Genomic DNA, 19,851 nt, shown 5'->3' with positions numbered 1-19,851 from the left:
ATAACACGTTGAAAACTTATTGATCAGCTGAAGCGGAAACGCGTTCAGTTACATCCGGAAAGACTGATCAGCTCTTAGCGGAATGCGTGGTCAGATGAGCCGGAATTTGCAGAGATACATTAGTAGAATATCTTTTTATGTTTGTATATTCAATTGTAGTTCTTTCAGATGTTTTTTCGGATAGCACGGTGCTTATTATAGCTATGGGTGAAATAGCAATTATAATTTTGGGGTTAGTTATAATATATTGCAGATATTGTGAACATGCTTTAAAGATAAAGCTGGAAAAGTGGAAAAATAAAAGAAATTCTTGATACTCATTAATTGTTGTAAAAAAGGAACGACTTTTATATTCGATGTGATTTTAAGGACATTGTTATTTGCCGGTCGTTCCTTTTTTGCACTCAAATTTCAAGAAAATGAAGTGAAAACAACATGAAACAGCATATAGTTATCATTAGTGCCAGGGAGATATCACCAGACTCATTGACAGTACAGGAACGGAGGTAGTAACCTATACGTATGATACCTGGGGAAAACTGCTGAGAAAGAGAGACGGTTCTGGAAAAGGACTGGCAGGGAGGAATAAAGAGTTTTATGAAAAAAACTAGATTTACTTTTGGTGAAATCTATATTTTGAGGAATTGTATAGTACTTCTTGTATGCTTGCCTTTAGTGATGGTAGCAGCCAAGGTGCTGGAGTGGGGAGTCAGTCTGGTATTGGGGGTTTTTGTCATACAAAATTTATGGTCTGTGATACGATTCCTAATTGATTTACTTGTTGGACCAAAGAAAGCGAGAATGCATTATAAGAGGGTAAAAAATATAGATGGGATTTTTACATTTTGGTTACCGACTCCTCGATACAAATACGGAGATATTCGGCATTATGGAAAGTACAAATGGTTAGCAACAACTATTGAATTGTATGGAAAAGGTAAAAAAATTATCACAGTAAGAACTATTTGTTCGGGAGATGAATTAATGAAATATACACAAAAAGGATGTCTGGATGTAACGTACTATAAATATTCCGGAATAGTAAAAGAAATTATTTATTGATGGGATGCAACTGATGGTCATGATATTAAAAGTCAAATTGAAGTAAAAGGAGCGGAAGGGAGATTCGAATGAAAAAGAAATATCATTTTTATTTAGAAAGTAAAAAACGGCTTATAGAATTTTTGAATAAAAATGAAGTTCCATATGAAACGCATACTACCATAAGCTTAAACGATAGAATGGAAAAAATTACAGAGGATATGTGTGTATTTGATTTGTATGGTGATGATGATACATATCGCAAATTCAAATGGCAATTCCCGAATTATGCCAGTGAAGGAACACGTTCGATTGAATATTCTGAGAAAGAGATAGAAGAGTCAGAATGGTTATTTGTTTACAATAAAAGTAATAAAGTACAGTGGGTATATGATGAAGAGTCGTTTAGAGAGACGTGTAGGGTTAAAATTCCAATTATAGGGAGCCATTATAGACATGCAGAACAGGTAAAATGTTTATCCGCAACAAAAGCGGTAAAATGGGGAACCAGGCAGTTTTTTAGTGGACCAAATGCTATGGACGATATTATATTTTGTTCGGATAAAGCAAGAAAAATGTTGCAGGATAAATGGAACGGATTAGAATTCTGGACAGTCAAAAAGTATAATACCTGTCAAAATATTGAAGATCTTTATCAGCTTGTATTTAATGAAAAATTACCTATTGAAGCGATTAGTGGGTGGAAAAAAGGGACTTGCAGTATTTGTGGGAGAAAGATTATCCGTATACCTAAGGGAGAAGAACAAATTACTATTAATAGAAAATATTTAAAAGATTTGAATAGTGTGTATTCAACGGGAGAGGTGTTAACAGGTGATGTTTTGGGATGCAATACATTTTCATTAAATATTGTTCCTCAAAGTTTTTATCAATATTGTAAACAGTATGGAATGAATCGGGGGATGGTATATATACCGATTAGCTTATTATGAGTTTGTCTGCAATCCGAATGTCAACGAAGGACAGTCTATGAAAAGCGAATTCAGTATTGATGACCAGAACTCCTTAACGAAGAAGACCTACAGTGCAATTAACATGTACTTGCTGTATGACGATTAGGTAAATCAGCTGTTTTTCGACGACAATGCATCCCTATGTTTTTATCGTAGAAGTCAGCTAGAAGTGGAAACTGCTTTTTTCTGGTTTGATGAAACCGAACCGGATATGGGAACCGGCTACGCCAACGTCTGCAAGGACGGGAATACGGCACTGGATGTCATGAACGATTCCTACACTTACAACGCGGACATCATCCTGACTGCCCATACCAAAGTGCAGGATAATAAGTGGTGGATCACGGGATAGTGTTTACGAAAGAACGCAGCCAGTCACTGGTCTCTTTCTCCGATTGCACAGGGAAAAAAGCCTCAGCGTAGCCCGATACGCCTGCGTTTTTTCCCCTGCACACTCGAAGAAAGATCCGGCGTGACTGCCCGTGTTCTTTCGAAATGCTATCCTTGAAGAATGCAGTGACCGTATGGAGTCTTCTATGGAATACACATCCGACGGAAGACAGGTCAAGAGCGTTACCGATTCCAGGGGAAATAAGACCAGCTATACGTACGATGCCAAGAACCGCCTTCTGGCCAAGGTGACGGATGTCAGAGGCAATGCCACCAATTACACTTACGATGCCAACACGGACAAGCTGACGAAAGTGAGCAGAACGGTCGGCGGACAGGATGTAAGCGTGGACTATGCGTATGAGAAGGACAGGCTTACATCCATTACGAGAAACGGAGTGACCTTTCACTATGGCTATGATGCTTACGGCAACCAGACTTCCGTGGCAGTCGGAAGCAATGTGCTGGAGCAGACGGCTTACCGGAATAAGAACGGCCTGACAGACCGCATGACCTTCGCGACAGGAGAAGCCATCCGAAATGAATATGATTCCAAAGAGCAGCTGATCGCCCAGTACCTGGTGAAAGCGGATGGGACGGAAGAGAAACTCTTCACGAATACCTACGATCATTATGGAAATGTAGTCCGCCATGAAGACCACAGGGGAGATAAGGTGACCGGCTACCAGTATGACTTCATCGGAAGGCTTCTGGGAGAGGATGCTTCTGACGGATTTCGGATCCGTACAGCCTATGAGGATAAGAACCGTGTGAAATCCTACCTCTACCGTGCAGACGGCAAAGGAAACAAGACGGAGTTTGTCTACGGGGATCCGGCAAAACAGCAGAAGCCGGGGCTTGGATACGGAGTCCTCGTAAACGGGGAAGAATGCATCCGGTATACCTACGATGCCATGGGCAACCCGCTCAGCTACCGCGGAAAGACGATGGAATGGGAACAGGGAAGACGGTTAAAGAAGATCACAGGAACCAACCTGACCCAGACCAACAGCTATGATAATGACGGAATCCGTACGAAGAAAGTGGTGAACGGCGTCACTACGGAATTCTACACCAGCGGATCTGCCATCCTGGCACAAAAAAGCAGTGACGGAACCAGACTGGACTTCCTGTACGATGACAAGGGAAATCTCTTTGCGATGGAATATGCAGGAGAGAGATACTTCTACCAGAAGAATCTCCAGGGAGATATCACCGGACTCATTGACAGTACAGGAACGGAGGTAGTAACCTATACGTATGATACTTGGGGAAAACTGCTGAGTAAAACAGATGGCTCAGGGAATGGACTGGCGGAAAAGAACCCGTTTAGGTATAGAGGATATTATTACGATGCGGAAGTAAGCCTGTATTATGTATCCAGCCGGTATTATGATCCGGAGACGCGCAGATTTGTGAATGCGGATGATGTGAAAGTTTTGACTGTAGAACCGGGAGAGATGACAGAGAAAAATCTGTATGCATACTGTAATAATAATCCGGTAAACTTTCAAGACAAAGAGGGAGAATTTGCACTTGCGGCGGAAGGTGTTTGGCTGACAGCTAATATTTTGGTAAATGTAGGAGTTTCATTCTTGGCAGCGCAAGTGGTAGGACAGAAATTTACTTTGAAAGATGCAGCCGGTATAGCGGTTGCTACTATAGTTAGTGTGGTTTGTAAGAAGGCCCTGTTAGGTGCGCTGGCCGGTGCGGTTATAATGGGAGGATCGACATTTATATTCAGCATGGATAATGGAGCAAGTAAGAAAAATGCTCTTATTAATGGAGTAACGGCTGCAGCGTGTTCATTTATAAGTATAGGTACCTGTATGGATGCGGCTAATGTGGGAAAAACTGGTTTTACATTGGTAGAGAAAGCATTGTTTGGATTGGAAAATGGTTTGATTTATTCTAGTATAACAGAAGCAATGTCAAGAACAAATACGAATAAGAAAAATAAATCAAAAAAGCAAGAAAAAAGCAAGAAAAAAGCAAAGCAAAAGCTAATACTAATGTGAAAAAAAGAAGAAGCAGAACACAGATGCTCCAGGATCATTTCTTGCAGAAAATGAAATCGTTGGGATATTATGCATAGTAATGCGTTTTGAAAGGATGGGAAAGGATGGTTATTAAATGTAGTAAAGATGTTAGACGATATGTAGTTTGGTGGGAGTGTTCAGTAATATTTTTTTTTCTTCTTACGTGGGATGGGAAACTCGCAGACTTTAACCATTGGGATGCAACAATAGTGGGGTGGAGTATGCTAATCATAGGAACATTTTGTATAACTTGGCAAACTTGGCCTGAGTTGATTATGGATGAAGACGGATGTACAATGAAGTATCTGATATTTAAAAGGAGGTTTTTATGGGAAGAGTTGAAAATGAAACGAGTGTGTCCCACAGGAGGAAAGACCACCGCATGTTATCCATATTATGATGAAGGTGTTCTGTTTGCCTTGAAGAAAACGAAAAAGAAAAAAATAAGCGGATATGGCTATACAGCATGGCATCCATTTTCCAGCTTTATGGTAAATTTCAAAGAAACCAAGGAACCGGATGCACCAGAAGAGTCGCAAGTATATGAAGTGGAAAGAGATACGTTTCTTAGACAGATGAAGGAATGGGGAATAAAAATAGAAGGGACAGATGAATTTCAATAAATAACCGAGAAGTAACGCCTATCACTATGAGAGAAAAAAATGAAGCATAAAAGGAGCGGCTAACCCACCGGTCGTTCCTTTTTTGCACCCAAATTTCAAGGAAAGGAAGTGAAAATAACATGAAACAGCGTATATTTACCATTATCAGCCTGACAGGCGGAGCTGTTGCGGCAGCCTTTGGCGGTTGGGATCTGGCGTTACAGACATTAATACTCTTCATGGCAATTGATTTGATAACCGGAGGGTTCCTTCTTCCGGTAGTGTTTGGAAAAAGCCCTAAATCAGAGAACGGAACATTGGAGAGCAGAGCGGGATTTAAGGGATTATGCAGAAAAGGTATGATGCTGTTCTACGTTCTGATCGCAGCAAGACTGGATCTTTTACTTGGGACAGACTATGTACGAGATGCGGTCTGTATCGGATTTATTGCAAATGAACTGCTTTCAATTGTGGAAAATGCAGGACTGATGGGACTTCCGATGCCGGAAGCGATTACGAAGGTGATTGATGTCCTGAAAAAAGAACCGGATAAAAAGCTGAGGCAGTCACATTAGGCGGAAGGATGGAAGAATAGAGCAACCAGGAAATAACGGAATACGGGAGGTATTCAGAAGAGAATCGAGGTGAGAAATGTGAAGATTGTACAAAGAATGATGAAAGAGAATCCCTGTTATAAAGCGGGCAGGAAGATCAAAGTAAAAGGAGTGATGCTCCATTCGGTCGGGTGTCCGCAGCCGAAAGCATCTGTATTTATCCAAAGCTGGAACCGTGCTTCCTTCGACAGAGCCTGCAGTGGAACTGTTTGCTATTCTTTGCCGGATGTATGAGCTGGATCCGATGGGAGAGGGAGTGATCTTAAGCCATAAAGAAGGACATGCAAGAGGGATCGCGACAAATCATGGAGATCCGGAGCATCTGTGGAATGGATTACATATGGGATATACGATGGACGGTTTCCGAAAAGCGGTGAAGAATTTGATGAGGAAAAAAGAGAAAGAAGAAGAGAAGGAAGCGGAGAAGGAAAAGGAATCTAAGCCATATCTTGTTCGAGTCAAGATCCCGGATCTGAATATCCGGAAAGGCCCCGGAACGAATTATCCAAAGACCGGAAAGTATACAGGAGTGGGAACATTTACCATCGTAGATGAAGCGGACGGGCAGGGAGCGTCCAGATGGGGAAAGCTGAAAAGTGGAACTGGATGGATTTCGATGGACTATGTGTTGAGGGTGTAAAGTAAAAAGGATACAGCGCTGGGAGTTTGTGTGAAATCTCTCCTATTCGGTACAATATGTACTGGGTAGGAGAGATTTTTTGAAGTTTCTTCTTAGATATGCAAGGAACCTATTGAAACGAAAAAATAAAAATCTTCCATATTCAATATGAAAAATAAAAATGAAAGGATGGTTTGGATATGAAAGAGATTCCGATTTGGGAAAAGGCAAACTTGACGTTAGAAGAAGCGGCTGCATACTCTGGCATTGGCACTGGTAAGTTGCGTGAGATCACCGATGACAAGAATTGCAATTTCGTTCTCTGGGTAGGACGTAAACGACTAATCAAGAGACGTTTATTCGACAAATACATTGAACAGGCTTTTTCCATTTAACATCTGTAGTTTTTCGTAGAAAAAGAGTCTTCAATGTGATATGATTTAAATATCACATCGAGACTCCTTTGCAATGAAAGGAGTTCGAACATGAATAATAAAAAACGTAAAGATAAAAAAGGGCGTATTCTGAAAACGGGAGAAAGCCAGAGAAAGGATTTTGTTTATCAGTATAGGTATATCGATTTCCATGGCAAAAGGCAGACCGTTTATGCATCGACTTTGCAGGAACTTCGTCAGAAAGAAAAGGAAATACAAAAGCAAGTTGATGATGGGTTGGATTATGAAGCTGGACAAATCACTGTGATTGAATTAATTGAAAAGTATATTAGTTTGAAACAGGGGGTACGATACAATACAAAGGTCGGTTATCAGTTTGTTCTGAATCTGGTTAAGAAAGAGGAGTTCGGATACCGAAAAATTAGTACTATCAAAGTATCCGATGCAAAGCAGTGGTTCATGAAGTTGCAGAAAGACGGCAGAGGTTACAGTACCATTACCAGTGTGCGGGGAGTTATCAAACCGGCATTCCAGATGGCATACGATGAAGACGCTGTTAGAAAGAATCCGTTTGCGTTTAAGTTGACTGATGCAGTAGTAAATGATTCGGAACAGAGAATCGCCCTCACAGATGAGCAGTTAGAAATTTGGATGGATTTCATCAAGAATGATAATACATATTGTAAATATTATGATGAGTTTGTCGTTCTTCTTGAGACCGGTATGAGAGTCAGTGAGTTTTGCGGACTGACGAAAAAGGATCTGGATTTTAAGAATCGTAGAATCCGTGTGGATCATCAGTTGGTTCGTGAACGGGGTGGGAAATATTACGTTGAGGAGACCAAGATCAGCAGCGGATGTAGATTTTTACCGATGACAGACAGCATATATCAATCCTTAAAGAATATGCTTGCAAGGCGTCCGAAAGTCAAAAAAGAGGTCGTTGTGGATGGGTATACGGGTTTCATCATGCTTGACAAGAACGGCAATCCCAAGGTTGCACTTCACGTTGAGAACGAGATGCGTTGGGCAATGAAGAAATATAAGAAGCTTCATCCTGACAGACCTTTGCCTAATATTACACCGCATGTGCTTCGACACACGTTTTGCACAAATTATGCAAATGCCGGTATGGATATTAAGGATTTGCAGTATTTGATGGGGCATTCAGATGCAGGGGTGACACTCAATGTGTATACACATGCAAACTATGCACATGCTGCAGATCAGATGGCGAAGATTACAGATTTTCGTCAAAAAACCAATTTGGAAAACGAGAAATATGGGATGAAGTGTGACGGAAAAAAGTGACGGTTAGTTAAGTTAACTACACCGCTACTACACCATTTACTACACCAATCAGTGGTGTAGTGATATGGATTTATGGAGACTTATGAAAAAATGAAGAAAAACTCAAATCCCGAAAAGTCCCGTAAAATCAAGGGTTATAGGGTTTATGGAGGTTTATAGAGACTATGATAAAAGTACTTTTCATCTGCCACGGCAACATCTGCCGCAGCCCAATGGCAGAATTCATTTTCAAAGACATGGCAGAAAAACAAGGTCTTTCAGACCAATTTGAGATCGCATCCGCCGCGACCAGCACCGAGGAGATCTGGAACGGCATCGGCAACCCGGTTTATCCGCCGGCCAGGCAGGAGCTTGCGCGCCATGACCTCAAGTGTGACGGTAAGAGAGCGGTGCAGCTTAAGAAATCTGACTACGACTACTATGATTATCTGGTCGGCATGGACACGATGAACATCCGCAACATTGAGCGGATGACCGGCCACAAGGGCGGGAAGATTTCGCTTCTGCTACAGTACGCGGGAAGGAATGCCAGCATTTCCGATCCGTGGTACAGTGAGCGGTTTGATGTGGCTTACCGGGAAATCCGAGAGGGCTGTGAAGGCCTGATGCAGTACATTCTTGAACATGATTTCGGATGGAAATAAGATTCCCCGGCAAGCCAGAGTGGTTTGCCGGGGAAATATTTATGCGGATTATGATAAATTATAAATATGGATACAGGAATATCAGGATTGGGATGGTCAGTATGGATAGCAGTGTGGAAAGGATAATTCGATAAGAACATTCTCGTCCGTCCCGCCCGCTTTCTTCAACCAGCATCAGGATAAGATTCCCACAAGGCATTGCCATCATGATCATATAAACCTGACACATCACATCAGAGATCGGAAGGCGTTTGAGGAACAGGGTTCCGATTATCGGGATTACCAGCAATTTGCACAGGCAGAAGAGATAGCGTTCCCCGCTGGTGAAGAGGGAGACGAGATCTGCCTGGATTCCCAGGGAGACTCCGATTACGATGAGTGAGATCGGAGTGGTAGCATTTGCCAGATACTGGAGTCCGTCGCTAAGTGGCTGCGGAGGGACGATGTCGGTGACAAATATGAAAAGGGTTGCTACACAGGCAATGGTGCCCGGATTAACCAGTGGTTTTAATGTGGACAATTGGAATGCGGCTTTTGGGGTGTCTGTTCCTTTCGAACCGTGTCTCAGCAGGGAGATGCCGTAGGTGTAGACCAGAATGTTATATTCCAGGATAAATACGGCAACATAAATCAGTTTATCCGTTCCCAAAAGTGCCTTTACAACAGGGATGCCGACAAAACCGACATTTGCAAATATATAAAGGAGTTCAGTGATTTGTTGCTGGTCGCCTGTCTCACGGAAAATCCGAACAAGGATCTTCGACAGGATGATCAGGAAGAGATAGATTCCGGCAGAGACCAGAAAGAGAAGCGGTATGGAGTCCACAGTGCCGTTTCCGGAATTCCCAAGTACGCTGGAGAAAATCATAGCAGGGTTGAAGACATTTACAACCAGCCTGGAAAGACAGGCATTATTTTCCTGGGAGATCATATGGGCTTTGTAGCAGAAATAGCCGGCTAGTATTAACAGAAACATGACAAACATTTGAAGTCCGGCGGTCATTGCGTTCATGGTATTACCTCATTTCTTTCATTTATATGGATTTCCTGGATTTTGTATCCGAATCTCTTCTTATTATACTGAAAAAAAGAGATTTCACAAGCGTGTTTTTTACTGTTCGCAAAGAAAGACAAGAAAAAGTAGATGAAAATTCTCTTCTGAGGCATGGAACTTTTGGGGAAGGTGTGTTATGATGTTCATGCACAGTGAGAACGTCGTGATATGACCTTATATGGATGAAGAATTACACTGCCAAGAGCGAGAAGGAATATCGCGTGGAAGGAGTGACAGTATGCGGGCGACCGTGTTATTGGTTAATTTTAAGGATAAGCAGAAGCTGCGTGAGATTCAGATGGTTCTGATGACGCTTAAGGTTAAGGTAAGGCTTGTAGAGCCGGAAGAGTATTATAAAACGATTGGTGAGCTTGTCGGAATTGTGGAGACGCAGTCTGAAAGTGATGATGATGAAAGTATTGTTCTGGCAAAGGAAATGATTGTGTTTGCCGGGCTTGCGGAGCAGCAGTTGAATCAGGTATTGTTTCTGATGAGAAAGAAAGTGATCGGTTCGGTGGATTATAAAGCGGTCCTGACAGACACGAATCAGAGCTGGACGATTCCGGAACTGTACCGGGAGCTGGAGCGGGAACATGAGGCGATTATGGCTCAGAAGAAGTAGGTAAAGCGGATTGAAAAGATCTGTTTTAGTTGCTATGCATATGAGAAAATGGTCCGGTGGACCGTTTTGAGTGTTAGGGACAGAAGCTCTGTCTTGGACAAGATATAAATACATTATTTTATTACTTAAAAACGTGAGAAGAGAGGTAGCAAAGAAATGAGTATTGCAGAGAAAATTGCGAGATTGCGCGAGAAAATGGCTGAAAAGGGAATGGACGTATATGTGATTCCGACAGCAGATTTTCATCAAAGTGAATATGTGGGGGGACATTTCAAGGCTCGTGCATATATGACCGGATTTACCGGATCGGCAGGAACTGCAGTCATTACAGCCAGTGAAGCGCGTCTGTGGACAGACGGAAGATATTTTATTCAGGCAGGCAAGCAGCTTGCTGGATCTCCGGTAGAGCTGATGAAAATGGGAGAACCGGGAGTGCCGACTTTGAATGAATATTTGCAGACAGCAGTGCCGGAAGGCGGAGTCCTGGGATTTGACGGAAGAGTAATCGCTATGGGATCCGGCCTTGAATATGAGAAGATCACGGCGGAAAAGAATGCGAAGATCGTGTATGATTATGATCTGGTCGATGAAGTGTGGGAGGATCGCCCGGCACTTTCTGAAGAGCCCGTATTTGCGCTGGAATTGAAGTATGCCGGTGAGACAACAGAAAGCAAGCTGGCGAGAATTCGTGAGTACATGAAGGAATGCGGCGCTGCAAAGCACATTCTTACGACGTTGGACGATATCTGCTGGATTCTGAATATTCGTGGAAATGACGTGGAATTCTTCCCGCTGGTACTTTCTTATGCGGTCATTACCATGGACAGCATGGAATTGTATATCAATGAGAAGAAATTAAGTGCTGAGATTAAGGAAGCACTTGCGAAAGACGGCGTCGTTCTTCATCCGTATAATAACATTTACGAAGATATTAAGAAATTGGAGGATGGAGAAGTCATTCTGATCGACCCGGGCAAATTGAATTATGCTCTTTACAGCAATATACCGGAAAATGTCGTTAAGGTTGAAAAACGGAATCCGGAAGAGCTTTTCAAGGCTATGAAGAATCCGGTGGAGATTGAAAATATCCGTAAGGCGCAGATTAAGGACAGTGTGGCACACGTTCGTTTTATGAAATGGCTGAAGGAAAATATTGGAAAGCAGGAGATTACTGAGATCAGCGCTTCTGAGAAGCTGGATGAGTTCCGCGTTGAGATGGGCAACTTTATCCGTCCGAGCTTCGGACCGATTTCTGCTTTGGGAGAGCATGCGGCAAGTGCACATTATTCAGCAACACCGGAGAGCAATGCAGTGCTTCATGAGGGGACGATGTTCCTGACTGATACGGGAGCAGGTTTCTATGAAGGGTCTACTGATATTACAAGAACGTATGCGTTGGGTGAGATCCCGCAGTATATGAAGGATGATTTCACGCTGGTAGCTATCAGTAATCTTATGCTTGCAAGTGCGAAATTCATGTATGGATGTACCGGATTAACTCTGGATATGTTGGCGAGAAAGCCGTTCTGGGATAGAAACATGAACTTTAATCATGGAACAGGTCATGGAGTAGGATATCTTCTGAATATCCATGAAGGTCCGTCCGGTTTCCGCTGGCAGTATCGTGCACATGAAATTCAACCGCTGGAAGAAGGCATGGTGATTACCGATGAGCCAGGTGTTTATATTGAAGGATCTCATGGAGTTCGTCTGGAAAACGAGCTTCTGGTATGCAAGGGTGAGAAAAATGAATATGGTCAGTTCATGTATATGGATACGATTACTTACGTTCCGATGGATCTGGATGCAATCAACCCGGATATGATGACGGCAGAGGAGAAGAAGCTTCTGAACGATTATCATAAGCAGGTATATGAGAAAGTTTCTCCATACCTGAATGAAGAAGAGAAAGAATGGCTGGCGAAATATACAAGAGAGATTTAGACAGAATGAACAAAGGGGAGACGGAGTCTCCCCTTGTTTTATTTCGTGTGTCCAGCGAAGCTGGACCACACTTGCCGGTGCAAGTCCGGTTGGGATGGCAAAGAGGGATTTGGCTTTCTTGGAATGCACCACAGAAGAATGACAACAGAAACAAGCAAAGGGCAACTGTATAAGGAAACCTATCAGTACCCTAGCAGAAAAGCCATGAAGAAAATGAAAGCAGAAATCAAAAGGAATGTAAACAATCGAAGCCTGCTAGTTGCAAAAGAAGAAGATTTAATAAAGAATCTGAATCCTAAAATCACAGGATGGAAGAATTACTATTCTACTAAGACAAATGAAAAATGGATGCAGGCACTAGTACACCGAATAATAAGTAACTGACTCCTTGACTTGTCTGATTTTTCATCTGCAGCGTTGTCGTCAATCGACGTAGCCACCGCTACGCCTCATTCCTCCGCCTTGCATATGAAACAATCATCCTGCGTCAATGTATCAGATACTTATTTTTCGGTGTACTAGACTGGTACATTATCTGCTCCTTTGCAAGATGGTATAACAAGAAGCACCGAAGGCGACATCATATGTCAAAGGTGGGATTTGTTAGAAATAGCATTTACGAAAAAGGATTAAAGAAAATGGCTAAAGCATGACGTAATACTGTAGAAAGAAGAATGTCGGAAAGCCGTGTGAGGGAGAACCTCATGCACGGTTTGATGAGGGGCGGATGAAAGGTTCATCCGCCTACTCTACCGGAAATCGTGTTAGCATCATATTTAAACGTTTTCTAGATATCCCAGTCGATATGATAGATTTTGGTCGGGCGCCCTTTCATATGGTTGCTTTTCTGAAGTGTGGAATGAACGAATCCGGCGCTTTCAAGCTTCTGAAGGATCCGGTTGGCGCCCCTCACTGTAATATGAAAGTTCTCAGCCAGATCCACACTTGTCAGTTCACGCCGTTCCAGGAGAATAAGAAGCCGGTTCAGGCGGTGGACCGTTGCAGTAGAAAGAGAAGATTTATCGGCGATTTCCTGTATCTGCGGCGTGAGAATCTGGCTGGAAATCACCGGATGATCTGTGTTAAGCGGTCCGGTCAGCTTGTGCTCCGCATCAACGAGGTAGGAATCGGTCGTGTTCCCGGCTGCCCGGAAAGCAAGCTGAGTGTTGTCAAGGGCTTCATCCATTGTATTGCCGATTCCGTATGAGACGGTAAGCGAAAGCTTTGTGTTTTTATCCAGATAATCAGAAAGAACACTTTTCTGGAAATCATTGGTCAGATAGGATAAAATCTTTTTTTCTGTCATGATATAATAGGCATTATGCTTCCGATGGATGGAAAGATCCAGGTCGTATCGGATAGTAAAATCTTGAAATGCTTTCTGCAATTTGTCATCTTCTAAGACACCCCAGATTTCCGCGACGGCATTCTGTGGGGCGATTGATATAGCAGCAGGAGAATGTGCGGTCAGCTTATCGATTTTGATTTTGGTAAGGAGCAGCTGAATGATCTGGTACATATATTCGTCGCTGAAGGAGGCAAACACACAGGGAATCTTCAGTTCCTTGAGCCGGGGAACGAGGTTCCCGTAACGGCATATGACCATATCGATCTTTCCTTTTTCCCATAGTTTATTAATCTCTGCGAGTGACTGATCCTCCACATGATATAACTCTTCCAGAGAAGCAGAAGAAAGCCATTTGGTGAATTCGGGAAACATGACATTGATGCTCTTGTATTCAATCAGGTCCCGGACGGAAGTTGCAGGTTTGGAATTGACAAATACATCAAAAATAATCCGCTCCGGATCCAGCATGCGGTTTTCGATCAGTAGTGTCAAAGGAATCCGGTAAAAACTCTCGTTATCTGTGGCAAGTGAGAGAAGTGGCATGGAAATGTGTGAAACTGACCGCTCAATGACAGTCTGCACGACTGTACCGGTGGTGAGAATTCCGTCTGCCCATTTTTCATTTGCGTAGTAAATGCCTTTTAGTTCAGAAAAAGAATGATATTCGATAACCCGGTACTCAATCGGATCCGGATAATCACGGAGCATATCTTTCAGGTATTGTGATAAATATTCAGATGAGATAATCAATAAATGTTCTTTCATAGCGGTCCCCTCCCGATGATATACAAAATCATTTTCTCCTAAAGTATTCCTAAAATCAAGAAGAAACTTCCGAAAATATGAAACAGAGCATTTTGTTTATATATTTTTTACAAAATATAGGCAATATTTATAAATATATTTGCAATTTTTATAAATCGGGTGTATAATCCCATACATAAAGTGTTCCTTTAATGTTCCTTAAATGACAAGGAGAAAAATCAAGGAGGGGTTTTATGAACGGTGAACTTTTATTACAAGAGGCTCAGGGGCATGAGCAGGAGCTTGTTGAGAAGAGACATTATCTTCACAGACATGCTGAGCTCGGCTTTGATTTGAAAGAGACTGTAGCCTTTGTAAAAGCTGAGCTTACCGCAATGGGATATGAACCGAAAGATTGTGGAAAAGCTGGCGTGGTTGTTACTGCAGGTGGTAAAAAACCGGGAAAAGTATTCTTGATCCGTGGTGATATGGATGCTCTGCCGATGCATGAGGAATCGGGGGTAGACTTTGCATCAGAGACAGAGAATATGCATGCCTGCGGTCACGATATGCACGCAACGATGATGCTTGGCGCAGCTAAGCTTCTGAAAGCTCATGAAGATGAGATCGAAGGAACTGTTAAACTTATGTTCCAGCCGGCAGAAGAGATTTCTGCCGGATCCCATGACATGATTCAGGCAGGTGTTCTGGAGAATCCGCATGTTGATGCGGCATTGATGATTCATGTTATGGCAGGTGTGCCGTTCCCGGCCGGTTCTGTTGTTGTAAGCGACGGAGGAATCAGTGCACCGGGTGCGGATTGTTTTGAGATCCGTGTTCAGGGAAAAGGATGCCATGGCTCCATGCCGAATAATGGTGTGGATCCGATCACGGTTGCAGCACATATCATCACTGCTTTGCAGGAGATTCATGCAAGAGAACTTGCACTGGTAGATGAAGCGGTTCTGACGATCGGAACGATTCATGCAGGCCAGGCGGCAAATGTCATTCCGGATACCGTGATGATGAGTGGTACGATCCGTACATACGATGAAGAAGTAAGAGCCTTTATCAAGCAGAGAATTCAGGAAATCTCAGAAGGCGTAGCGGCAAGTTTCCGTGCTTCTGCGGTGGTAGATTTCGGTAAGGGATGTCCGGTTCTTAAGAATGACTATGAGCTCTCAGAAGCAACTGCTACTTATATGAGAGAACTTCTTGGACCGACGAAAGCATTTACAACAGGACAGCTTGCAGCGATGTCCGGTGGCGGAAGCGGATCCAAATCAGCAGGTTCTGAGGATTTCGCTTATGTAAGCCATGAAGTACCTTCAATTATGCTTGCACTTGCGGCAGGTGAACCGAGCAAGGGGTACAAATATCCACAACATCATCCGATGGTAAAATTCGATGATGCCGTACTTGCCCAGGGAAGTGCCGTTTATGCATATGCAGCCATGAGATGGCTGGAAGAACACAAATAACCAAAGATTCAAAAAAGGAAAGGGAGAGAAGACGTATGAAAGAAATTATTACTAGCCCATTGCTGCTGATTATGATTATAATCGGTTTGCTGTACATTGTAGCATTTTCGCTGCTGTATTTAAAGAAAGCGTATGCACGCTGCCTTGAAATGGGAATTTCAAAAGAGGCATTGAGCAAAGTTATCAAATCAAGCCTTGTTTTCTCAATTGTACCAAGTTTATCAATCGTTGTAGGTCTGTTTGCACTGATCCCGGTTCTCGGAACTGTATGGTCATGGTGGAGACTTTCCGTTGTCGGTTCACTGTCTTATGAGACTCTGATCTCAAGCAGCGTTGCTTCTGCAATCGGATTTGAGACAAGTTCACAGATGCTGGAACAGGCAACAGGAAGCCAGTTCGGTGTTGTTATGATCCTTATGACGATCGGTATGCTGAGTGGATTCTTCGTATTAATTCCGTTAGGAAAGAAGTTATGTATGAGTGTTTCCAAGAGTGAAAATGCAAGCACATGGAAATACGTTCTGAGCGGATGCTTTATGTTATGTCTGTTCTCAGTTTATGTTCCGGTTCTTCTGATCGGTGATACAATTCAGGCGTTAGTTATGGTTACCGGTCTTATTATCGCTGTTGTTCTTGGTGTCCTGGCTGCGAAACCGGGTCTGAAATGGCTGAACGACTTTATCATGGCGTTCTCAATGATCGGTGGTATGGCATCATCCGTACTGTGGACCAGCATCTTTAAATAGAGGAGGAAGTTATTATGAGTAAAGAGAAAAACAGTGTAGTAATGGATCCGTTTCAGGCATGGTCTCACAAAATCGGACGTCTCGGAACGGTCATCGCTTTGATCTATATGACAGCACTTCCATTTGTTGTGCTGACAGTTTACGATGCAATGCCGTCATTCGGTGATGTTATCAATGTTTCAACGATCAGTATCCTGCTTATTTATATTCCGGTTGGTATTTCAGAAGCAATTAGTTATACCCCGATTTTGGGAAGTTCATCTTATCTGACATTCATTACCGGTAATATCATGAACCTGAAACTTCCGGTTGCTATCAATGCAATCAAGCTGACAGAGACAGAGCAGAATACACCGGAAGGTGATGCTGTTGCATCTGTAGCAGTAGCCGCTTCATCTATCATGACAATTGTTATCCTGGCACTTGCAGCTCTGCTGAGCTCACAGATTGGTTTCATTTTCGAAATCCCGCAGATCAAGACGGCTTCCGGATATATCATTCCGGCTCTGTTCGGTTCTTTGACTCTGGGTCTGTTCTCAAGCAGCAGTTCAGGAAGCAAGATCGTAAAAGGCGGTACAAAGGGCGTTATTCCGGTACTTGTTATCGTAACACTCCTTTCACTGCTCGTAAGAATTACATCCGGCGGATCTCTGTTCGGAGCAATCGGATTCCTGATCATTGCAATGCTTCCGATCGCAATCATTACATCACGTATCCTTTGGAAGAAAGGCGTTATTACTGTAGAGGATAACCCGGCTATGGTAAAGAAAGAGAAATAAATTCCGGCTGTCTGAAAAGATAGTACAGAAAACGAAATAGAGGTGTGTGCCCCGTTGTGTGTATAACGATGAGGCATACATCTCTTTTTGCTTTGAGATAGGAGGCAGCTCTGCAGTAAGAGACCTCTGGTGATAAGGCCTTTGGTTAATGAGGAGATTTGTGCTTGTACTGGAAGCACTTTTTCGATATACTAAAAAGATAGTGACAAAGTAATAATGAATGTTTACGGATGAGTGATTCATGCGGAACAAATATCAGATACAGAAAGGAAATAATCATATGTGGGTTGCAGATGGATGGGAAGACTATGAAGTGATTGATTCTTCCAACGGGGAGAAATTGGAAAGGTGGGGGCAGTATCTCCTTGTGCGCCCGGATCCGCAGGTGATCTGGGATACCCCGAAGACACAGAAAGGATGGAAGAACCGGAATGCGCACTATCACCGCAGCAAAAAAGGCGGTGGAGAATGGGAGTTCTTCGATCTCCCGGAGCAGTGGCAGATTCATTATAAAGATCTGACCTTTAACCTGAAGCCTTTCAATTTCAAACACACCGGACTGTTCCCGGAACAGGCGACGAACTGGGAATGGTTCTCTGATAAGATCCGCAATGCAGGACGTCCTGTAAAAGTGCTGAATCTCTTCGCCTATACAGGCGGCGCCACACTCGCGGCGGCTGCAGCCGGTGCACAGGTGACACACGTAGATGCCTCCAAAGGCATGGTGACCTGGGCCAAAGAAAATGCCGTGTCCTCAGGACTCGCAGATGCTCCGATCCGCTGGCTGGTGGACGACTGTATGAAATTTGTAGAACGCGAGATCCGCCGCGGCAATCACTACGACGCGATCATCATGGATCCCCCCTCTTACGGCCGGGGACCCAAAGGAGAAATCTGGAAAATAGAAGATGCCATCCATCCCCTGATCAAACTCTGTACACAGATCCTGTCGGATGATCCCCTCTTCTTCCTCATCAACTCCTACACCACCGGACTTGCGCCTGCAGTCCTGACTTACATGCTCGCAACAGAACTGAAAAAATACAACGGTCACGTCGATTCCCAGGAAATCGGACTGCCCGTAACATCGAATGGACTCGTCCTCCCCTGTGGAGCAAGTGGAAGGTGGGAGGCGCAATAGGGACGCGGGATTGTCCCTATGTGTGTAGCTGCGACGTTGCGCTTTACCTCAGCTCATGCACGGGGAGTGGCGGGTGGAATAGGGACGCGTGCTTGTCTCCATGTGTGTAGCTACGACGTTGCGCTCTACCTCAGCTCATGCACGAATATGTAAGGTGCCGGAAGGGTCGCTGAAAGCAGCTCCCCTCCCGCCGCCTAACATCTTCGGCATGTATCTTCGGAACGCTCCACTTAACCTCCGCTACACACACAGAGACAATCCCGCTGACTATTCGCACCCACAACACAAGAATCAGTCACAAACAAAAAACAAAAGCCCTAACAATACAATATCAAGTGCCGAGAGTGGCTCCTACAAAGTAGGAGCCACTCAAAGGCACGTCTTTCACACCCCTACAATTTATCACATTCCCTCCCCTTTGGAATTTTACTCCCCGGCTCTCGTTCAAGCGCACAGCCTTCGTCCATGCGGGGTGGGTTCCCGGACCGTGGAAAACGCCGGCACTTGCTTGCAGCAGCCGCAGAAAGCGGCGCCCTGCAAGCTTAGTACCGCTGCGTTTTCCCCCGAGCGAGAGCGAGTCCGGGAACCCACCCCACATGGACAAAGGCGTCCCCCTTGAACCCCCTTCCTCATAAAATTTCAAAAATAACAGTTTACCTTTGTATAGTTCAGTGATAGAATGTATCTATAAATGAGAAGAAGGGAATTTTGACATAAAACATCAAAAGAAAGGAAGGTAATCGACAAATGATTACAGTAAACGCAATGGGTGATAACTGCCCGATTCCAGTTATTAAGACAAAAAAAGCAATGCAGGCGCTGACCGGCCCGGAGACGATCGAAGTTCTGGTAGATAATGAGATCGCTGTTCAGAATGTAACGAAGATGGCAGCTGCACAGGGCGGAGAAGTAAGCTCTGAGAAGCTTGGAGAAAAAGAATTCAAGGTTACGATCAAAATGCAGGGAGCACCGGCAAGTGCGGAGGCTGAAGAAGCTGTCTGCACTCCGGACAGAAAGGGTGACACGATCGTGGTTGTTTCTTCTGACCGTATGGGATCCGGCAATGATGAACTTGGAAAAGTATTGATCAAGGGATTTATTTTCGCAGTAACCCAGCTTGATACACTGCCGAAGAAGATGCTGTTCTACAATGGCGGTGCTACATTGACTGCAGAAGGTTCTGATTCTTTGGAAGATCTGAAGTCTCTCGAGGCACAGGGGGTAGAGATCCTGACCTGTGGTACATGTCTGGATTACTACCATTTGAAAGAAAAACTGGCCGTTGGCTCTGTGACCAATATGTATGCGATCGTAGAAGCTATGGCCGAGGCTGGAAGAATCATCAGACCGTAGATGGTTCACG

The 19,851-nt window shown here is 43.7% G+C and carries 21 protein-coding genes; 19 read left to right on the top strand and 2 right to left on the bottom strand.

The annotated features are described in order from the left end of the window. The first annotated feature begins 597 nt into the window (after positions 1-597). The 11 genes from ACTNBR_RS12705 (at position 598) to ACTNBR_RS12655 (ending at position 8,629) form a co-directional block, all read left to right on the top strand. Positions 598-1,062 carry a hypothetical protein gene (locus ACTNBR_RS12705; protein WP_427808715.1) on the top strand — a complete coding sequence of 155 codons (465 nt, stop codon included), beginning with the start codon at positions 598-600 and terminating at the stop codon, positions 1,060-1,062. Between the two features lie 68 nt (positions 1,063-1,130). Beyond that, a complete protein-coding gene (locus ACTNBR_RS12700) occupies positions 1,131-1,994 on the top strand; it encodes a hypothetical protein (RefSeq protein WP_427808716.1) in 864 nt (287 codons plus the stop codon). A gap of 190 nt (positions 1,995-2,184) precedes the next feature. Continuing rightward, positions 2,185-2,367 (top strand): hypothetical protein, encoded by a 183-nt coding sequence (locus tag ACTNBR_RS12695; RefSeq protein ID WP_427808717.1) that lies wholly within the window; start codon positions 2,185-2,187, stop codon positions 2,365-2,367. A 184-nt stretch (positions 2,368-2,551) separates the two neighbouring features. Continuing rightward, positions 2,552-4,423: an RHS repeat domain-containing protein gene (locus tag ACTNBR_RS12690; protein WP_441042713.1), complete on the top strand. Its 1,872-nt coding sequence runs from the start codon at positions 2,552-2,554 to the stop codon at positions 4,421-4,423. Positions 4,424-4,527: 104 nt separating this feature from the next. Continuing rightward, entirely contained in the window at positions 4,528-5,067 is a 540-nt protein-coding gene (locus ACTNBR_RS12685) for a hypothetical protein (protein WP_427808719.1), read from the top strand. A 119-nt stretch (positions 5,068-5,186) separates the two neighbouring features. Beyond that, on the top strand, positions 5,187-5,621 hold the full coding sequence (locus ACTNBR_RS12680; RefSeq protein ID WP_427806745.1) for a phage holin family protein: 435 nt from the start codon (positions 5,187-5,189) through the stop codon (positions 5,619-5,621). 78 nt (positions 5,622-5,699) lie between these two features. After that, positions 5,700-5,894 (top strand): hypothetical protein, encoded by a 195-nt coding sequence (locus ACTNBR_RS12675; RefSeq protein WP_441018514.1) that lies wholly within the window; start codon positions 5,700-5,702, stop codon positions 5,892-5,894. Next, positions 5,860-6,300 carry an SH3 domain-containing protein gene (locus ACTNBR_RS12670; RefSeq protein WP_441018516.1) on the top strand — a complete coding sequence of 147 codons (441 nt, stop codon included), beginning with the start codon at positions 5,860-5,862 and terminating at the stop codon, positions 6,298-6,300. Before ACTNBR_RS12675 ends, ACTNBR_RS12670 begins: the two co-directional genes overlap by 35 nt. A gap of 179 nt (positions 6,301-6,479) precedes the next feature. Beyond that, a complete protein-coding gene (locus tag ACTNBR_RS12665; RefSeq protein WP_441018518.1) occupies positions 6,480-6,674 on the top strand; it encodes an excisionase in 195 nt (64 codons plus the stop codon). A 90-nt stretch (positions 6,675-6,764) separates the two neighbouring features. Then, complete coding sequence (locus ACTNBR_RS12660) at positions 6,765-7,985, top strand: tyrosine-type recombinase/integrase (protein ID WP_441018520.1); 1,221 nt, start codon at positions 6,765-6,767, stop codon at positions 7,983-7,985. A gap of 164 nt (positions 7,986-8,149) precedes the next feature. After that, the gene (locus tag ACTNBR_RS12655) at positions 8,150-8,629 is read left to right on the top strand and encodes a low molecular weight protein-tyrosine-phosphatase (protein WP_427806634.1); all 480 of its coding nucleotides are present in this window, start codon (positions 8,150-8,152) and stop codon (positions 8,627-8,629) included. Positions 8,630-8,687: 58 nt separating this feature from the next. Here ACTNBR_RS12655 and ACTNBR_RS12650 read toward each other — a convergent pair whose 3' ends face one another. Beyond that, complete coding sequence (locus ACTNBR_RS12650; protein ID WP_441018522.1) at positions 8,688-9,641, bottom strand: AEC family transporter; 954 nt, start codon at positions 9,639-9,641, stop codon at positions 8,688-8,690. A gap of 280 nt (positions 9,642-9,921) precedes the next feature. On the opposite strand from ACTNBR_RS12650, the gene ACTNBR_RS12645 reads away from it, so the two are divergent. The 3 genes from ACTNBR_RS12645 to ACTNBR_RS12635 all read left to right on the top strand — a co-directional run bounded on the left by ACTNBR_RS12645 (position 9,922) and on the right by ACTNBR_RS12635 (position 12,633). After that, positions 9,922-10,305: a DUF3783 domain-containing protein gene (locus ACTNBR_RS12645; RefSeq protein WP_427818778.1), complete on the top strand. Its 384-nt coding sequence runs from the start codon at positions 9,922-9,924 to the stop codon at positions 10,303-10,305. Between the two features lie 156 nt (positions 10,306-10,461). Then, positions 10,462-12,249, top strand: coding sequence for an aminopeptidase P family N-terminal domain-containing protein (locus ACTNBR_RS12640; protein ID WP_441018524.1), 1,788 nt, complete (start codon positions 10,462-10,464; stop codon positions 12,247-12,249). A 204-nt stretch (positions 12,250-12,453) separates the two neighbouring features. Then, positions 12,454-12,633: a group II intron maturase-specific domain-containing protein gene (locus ACTNBR_RS12635; protein WP_441042712.1), complete on the top strand. Its 180-nt coding sequence runs from the start codon at positions 12,454-12,456 to the stop codon at positions 12,631-12,633. Between the two features lie 403 nt (positions 12,634-13,036). On the opposite strand, the gene ACTNBR_RS12630 is transcribed toward ACTNBR_RS12635, so the two are convergent. Next, the gene (locus ACTNBR_RS12630; protein ID WP_441018526.1) at positions 13,037-14,362 is read right to left on the bottom strand and encodes a hypothetical protein; all 1,326 of its coding nucleotides are present in this window, start codon (positions 14,360-14,362) and stop codon (positions 13,037-13,039) included. Positions 14,363-14,595: 233 nt separating this feature from the next. Between ACTNBR_RS12630 and ACTNBR_RS12625 the strand changes: the two genes are divergently transcribed. From ACTNBR_RS12625 to yedF, 5 genes are all read left to right on the top strand, one after another. Further along, complete coding sequence (locus tag ACTNBR_RS12625; protein ID WP_427806641.1) at positions 14,596-15,822, top strand: M20 metallopeptidase family protein; 1,227 nt, start codon at positions 14,596-14,598, stop codon at positions 15,820-15,822. 35 nt (positions 15,823-15,857) lie between these two features. Then, positions 15,858-16,568, top strand: coding sequence for a DUF5058 family protein (locus ACTNBR_RS12620; RefSeq protein WP_427806643.1), 711 nt, complete (start codon positions 15,858-15,860; stop codon positions 16,566-16,568). A 14-nt stretch (positions 16,569-16,582) separates the two neighbouring features. Continuing rightward, on the top strand, positions 16,583-17,347 hold the full coding sequence (locus ACTNBR_RS12615; protein ID WP_427806644.1) for a hypothetical protein: 765 nt from the start codon (positions 16,583-16,585) through the stop codon (positions 17,345-17,347). 280 nt (positions 17,348-17,627) lie between these two features. Beyond that, positions 17,628-18,488, top strand: a complete 861-nt coding sequence (locus tag ACTNBR_RS12610) for a class I SAM-dependent methyltransferase (RefSeq protein WP_441018528.1) — start codon at positions 17,628-17,630, stop codon at positions 18,486-18,488. A gap of 747 nt (positions 18,489-19,235) precedes the next feature. Beyond that, complete coding sequence (gene yedF, locus ACTNBR_RS12605) at positions 19,236-19,841, top strand: sulfurtransferase-like selenium metabolism protein YedF (RefSeq protein WP_427806646.1); 606 nt, start codon at positions 19,236-19,238, stop codon at positions 19,839-19,841. Positions 19,842-19,851: the final 10 nt, after the last annotated feature.

Source organism: Bariatricus sp. HCP28S3_F11 (assembly GCF_052065395.1).
GTDB lineage: Bacteria > Bacillota > Clostridia > Lachnospirales > Lachnospiraceae > Allocoprococcus.
This window is presented reverse-complemented; position numbering and strand designations above follow the sequence as displayed.

Bases quoted from the DNA above. Each gene is read 5' to 3' on its own strand.
- ACTNBR_RS12690 (WP_441042713.1), top strand. From the start codon at position 2,552: ATGGAATACACATCCGACGGAAGACAGGTCAAGAGCGTTACCGATTCC.
- ACTNBR_RS12610 (WP_441018528.1), top strand. From the start codon at position 17,628: ATGTGGGTTGCAGATGGATGGGAAGACTATGAAGTGATTGATTCTTCC.
- ACTNBR_RS12615 (WP_427806644.1), top strand. From the start codon at position 16,583: ATGAGTAAAGAGAAAAACAGTGTAGTAATGGATCCGTTTCAGGCATGG.
- ACTNBR_RS12620 (WP_427806643.1), top strand. From the start codon at position 15,858: ATGAAAGAAATTATTACTAGCCCATTGCTGCTGATTATGATTATAATC.
- ACTNBR_RS12630 (WP_441018526.1), bottom strand. From the start codon at position 14,362: ATGAAAGAACATTTATTGATTATCTCATCTGAATATTTATCACAATAC.
- ACTNBR_RS12625 (WP_427806641.1), top strand. From the start codon at position 14,596: ATGAACGGTGAACTTTTATTACAAGAGGCTCAGGGGCATGAGCAGGAG.
- ACTNBR_RS12655 (WP_427806634.1), top strand. From the start codon at position 8,150: ATGATAAAAGTACTTTTCATCTGCCACGGCAACATCTGCCGCAGCCCA.
- ACTNBR_RS12685 (WP_427808719.1), top strand. From the start codon at position 4,528: ATGGTTATTAAATGTAGTAAAGATGTTAGACGATATGTAGTTTGGTGG.
- yedF (WP_427806646.1), top strand. From the start codon at position 19,236: ATGATTACAGTAAACGCAATGGGTGATAACTGCCCGATTCCAGTTATT.
- ACTNBR_RS12665 (WP_441018518.1), top strand. From the start codon at position 6,480: ATGAAAGAGATTCCGATTTGGGAAAAGGCAAACTTGACGTTAGAAGAA.
- ACTNBR_RS12660 (WP_441018520.1), top strand. From the start codon at position 6,765: ATGAATAATAAAAAACGTAAAGATAAAAAAGGGCGTATTCTGAAAACG.
- ACTNBR_RS12635 (WP_441042712.1), top strand. From the start codon at position 12,454: ATGAAGAAAATGAAAGCAGAAATCAAAAGGAATGTAAACAATCGAAGC.
- ACTNBR_RS12640 (WP_441018524.1), top strand. From the start codon at position 10,462: ATGAGTATTGCAGAGAAAATTGCGAGATTGCGCGAGAAAATGGCTGAA.
- ACTNBR_RS12680 (WP_427806745.1), top strand. From the start codon at position 5,187: ATGAAACAGCGTATATTTACCATTATCAGCCTGACAGGCGGAGCTGTT.
- ACTNBR_RS12645 (WP_427818778.1), top strand. From the start codon at position 9,922: ATGCGGGCGACCGTGTTATTGGTTAATTTTAAGGATAAGCAGAAGCTG.
- ACTNBR_RS12705 (WP_427808715.1), top strand. From the start codon at position 598: ATGAAAAAAACTAGATTTACTTTTGGTGAAATCTATATTTTGAGGAAT.
- ACTNBR_RS12650 (WP_441018522.1), bottom strand. From the start codon at position 9,641: ATGAACGCAATGACCGCCGGACTTCAAATGTTTGTCATGTTTCTGTTA.
- ACTNBR_RS12700 (WP_427808716.1), top strand. From the start codon at position 1,131: ATGAAAAAGAAATATCATTTTTATTTAGAAAGTAAAAAACGGCTTATA.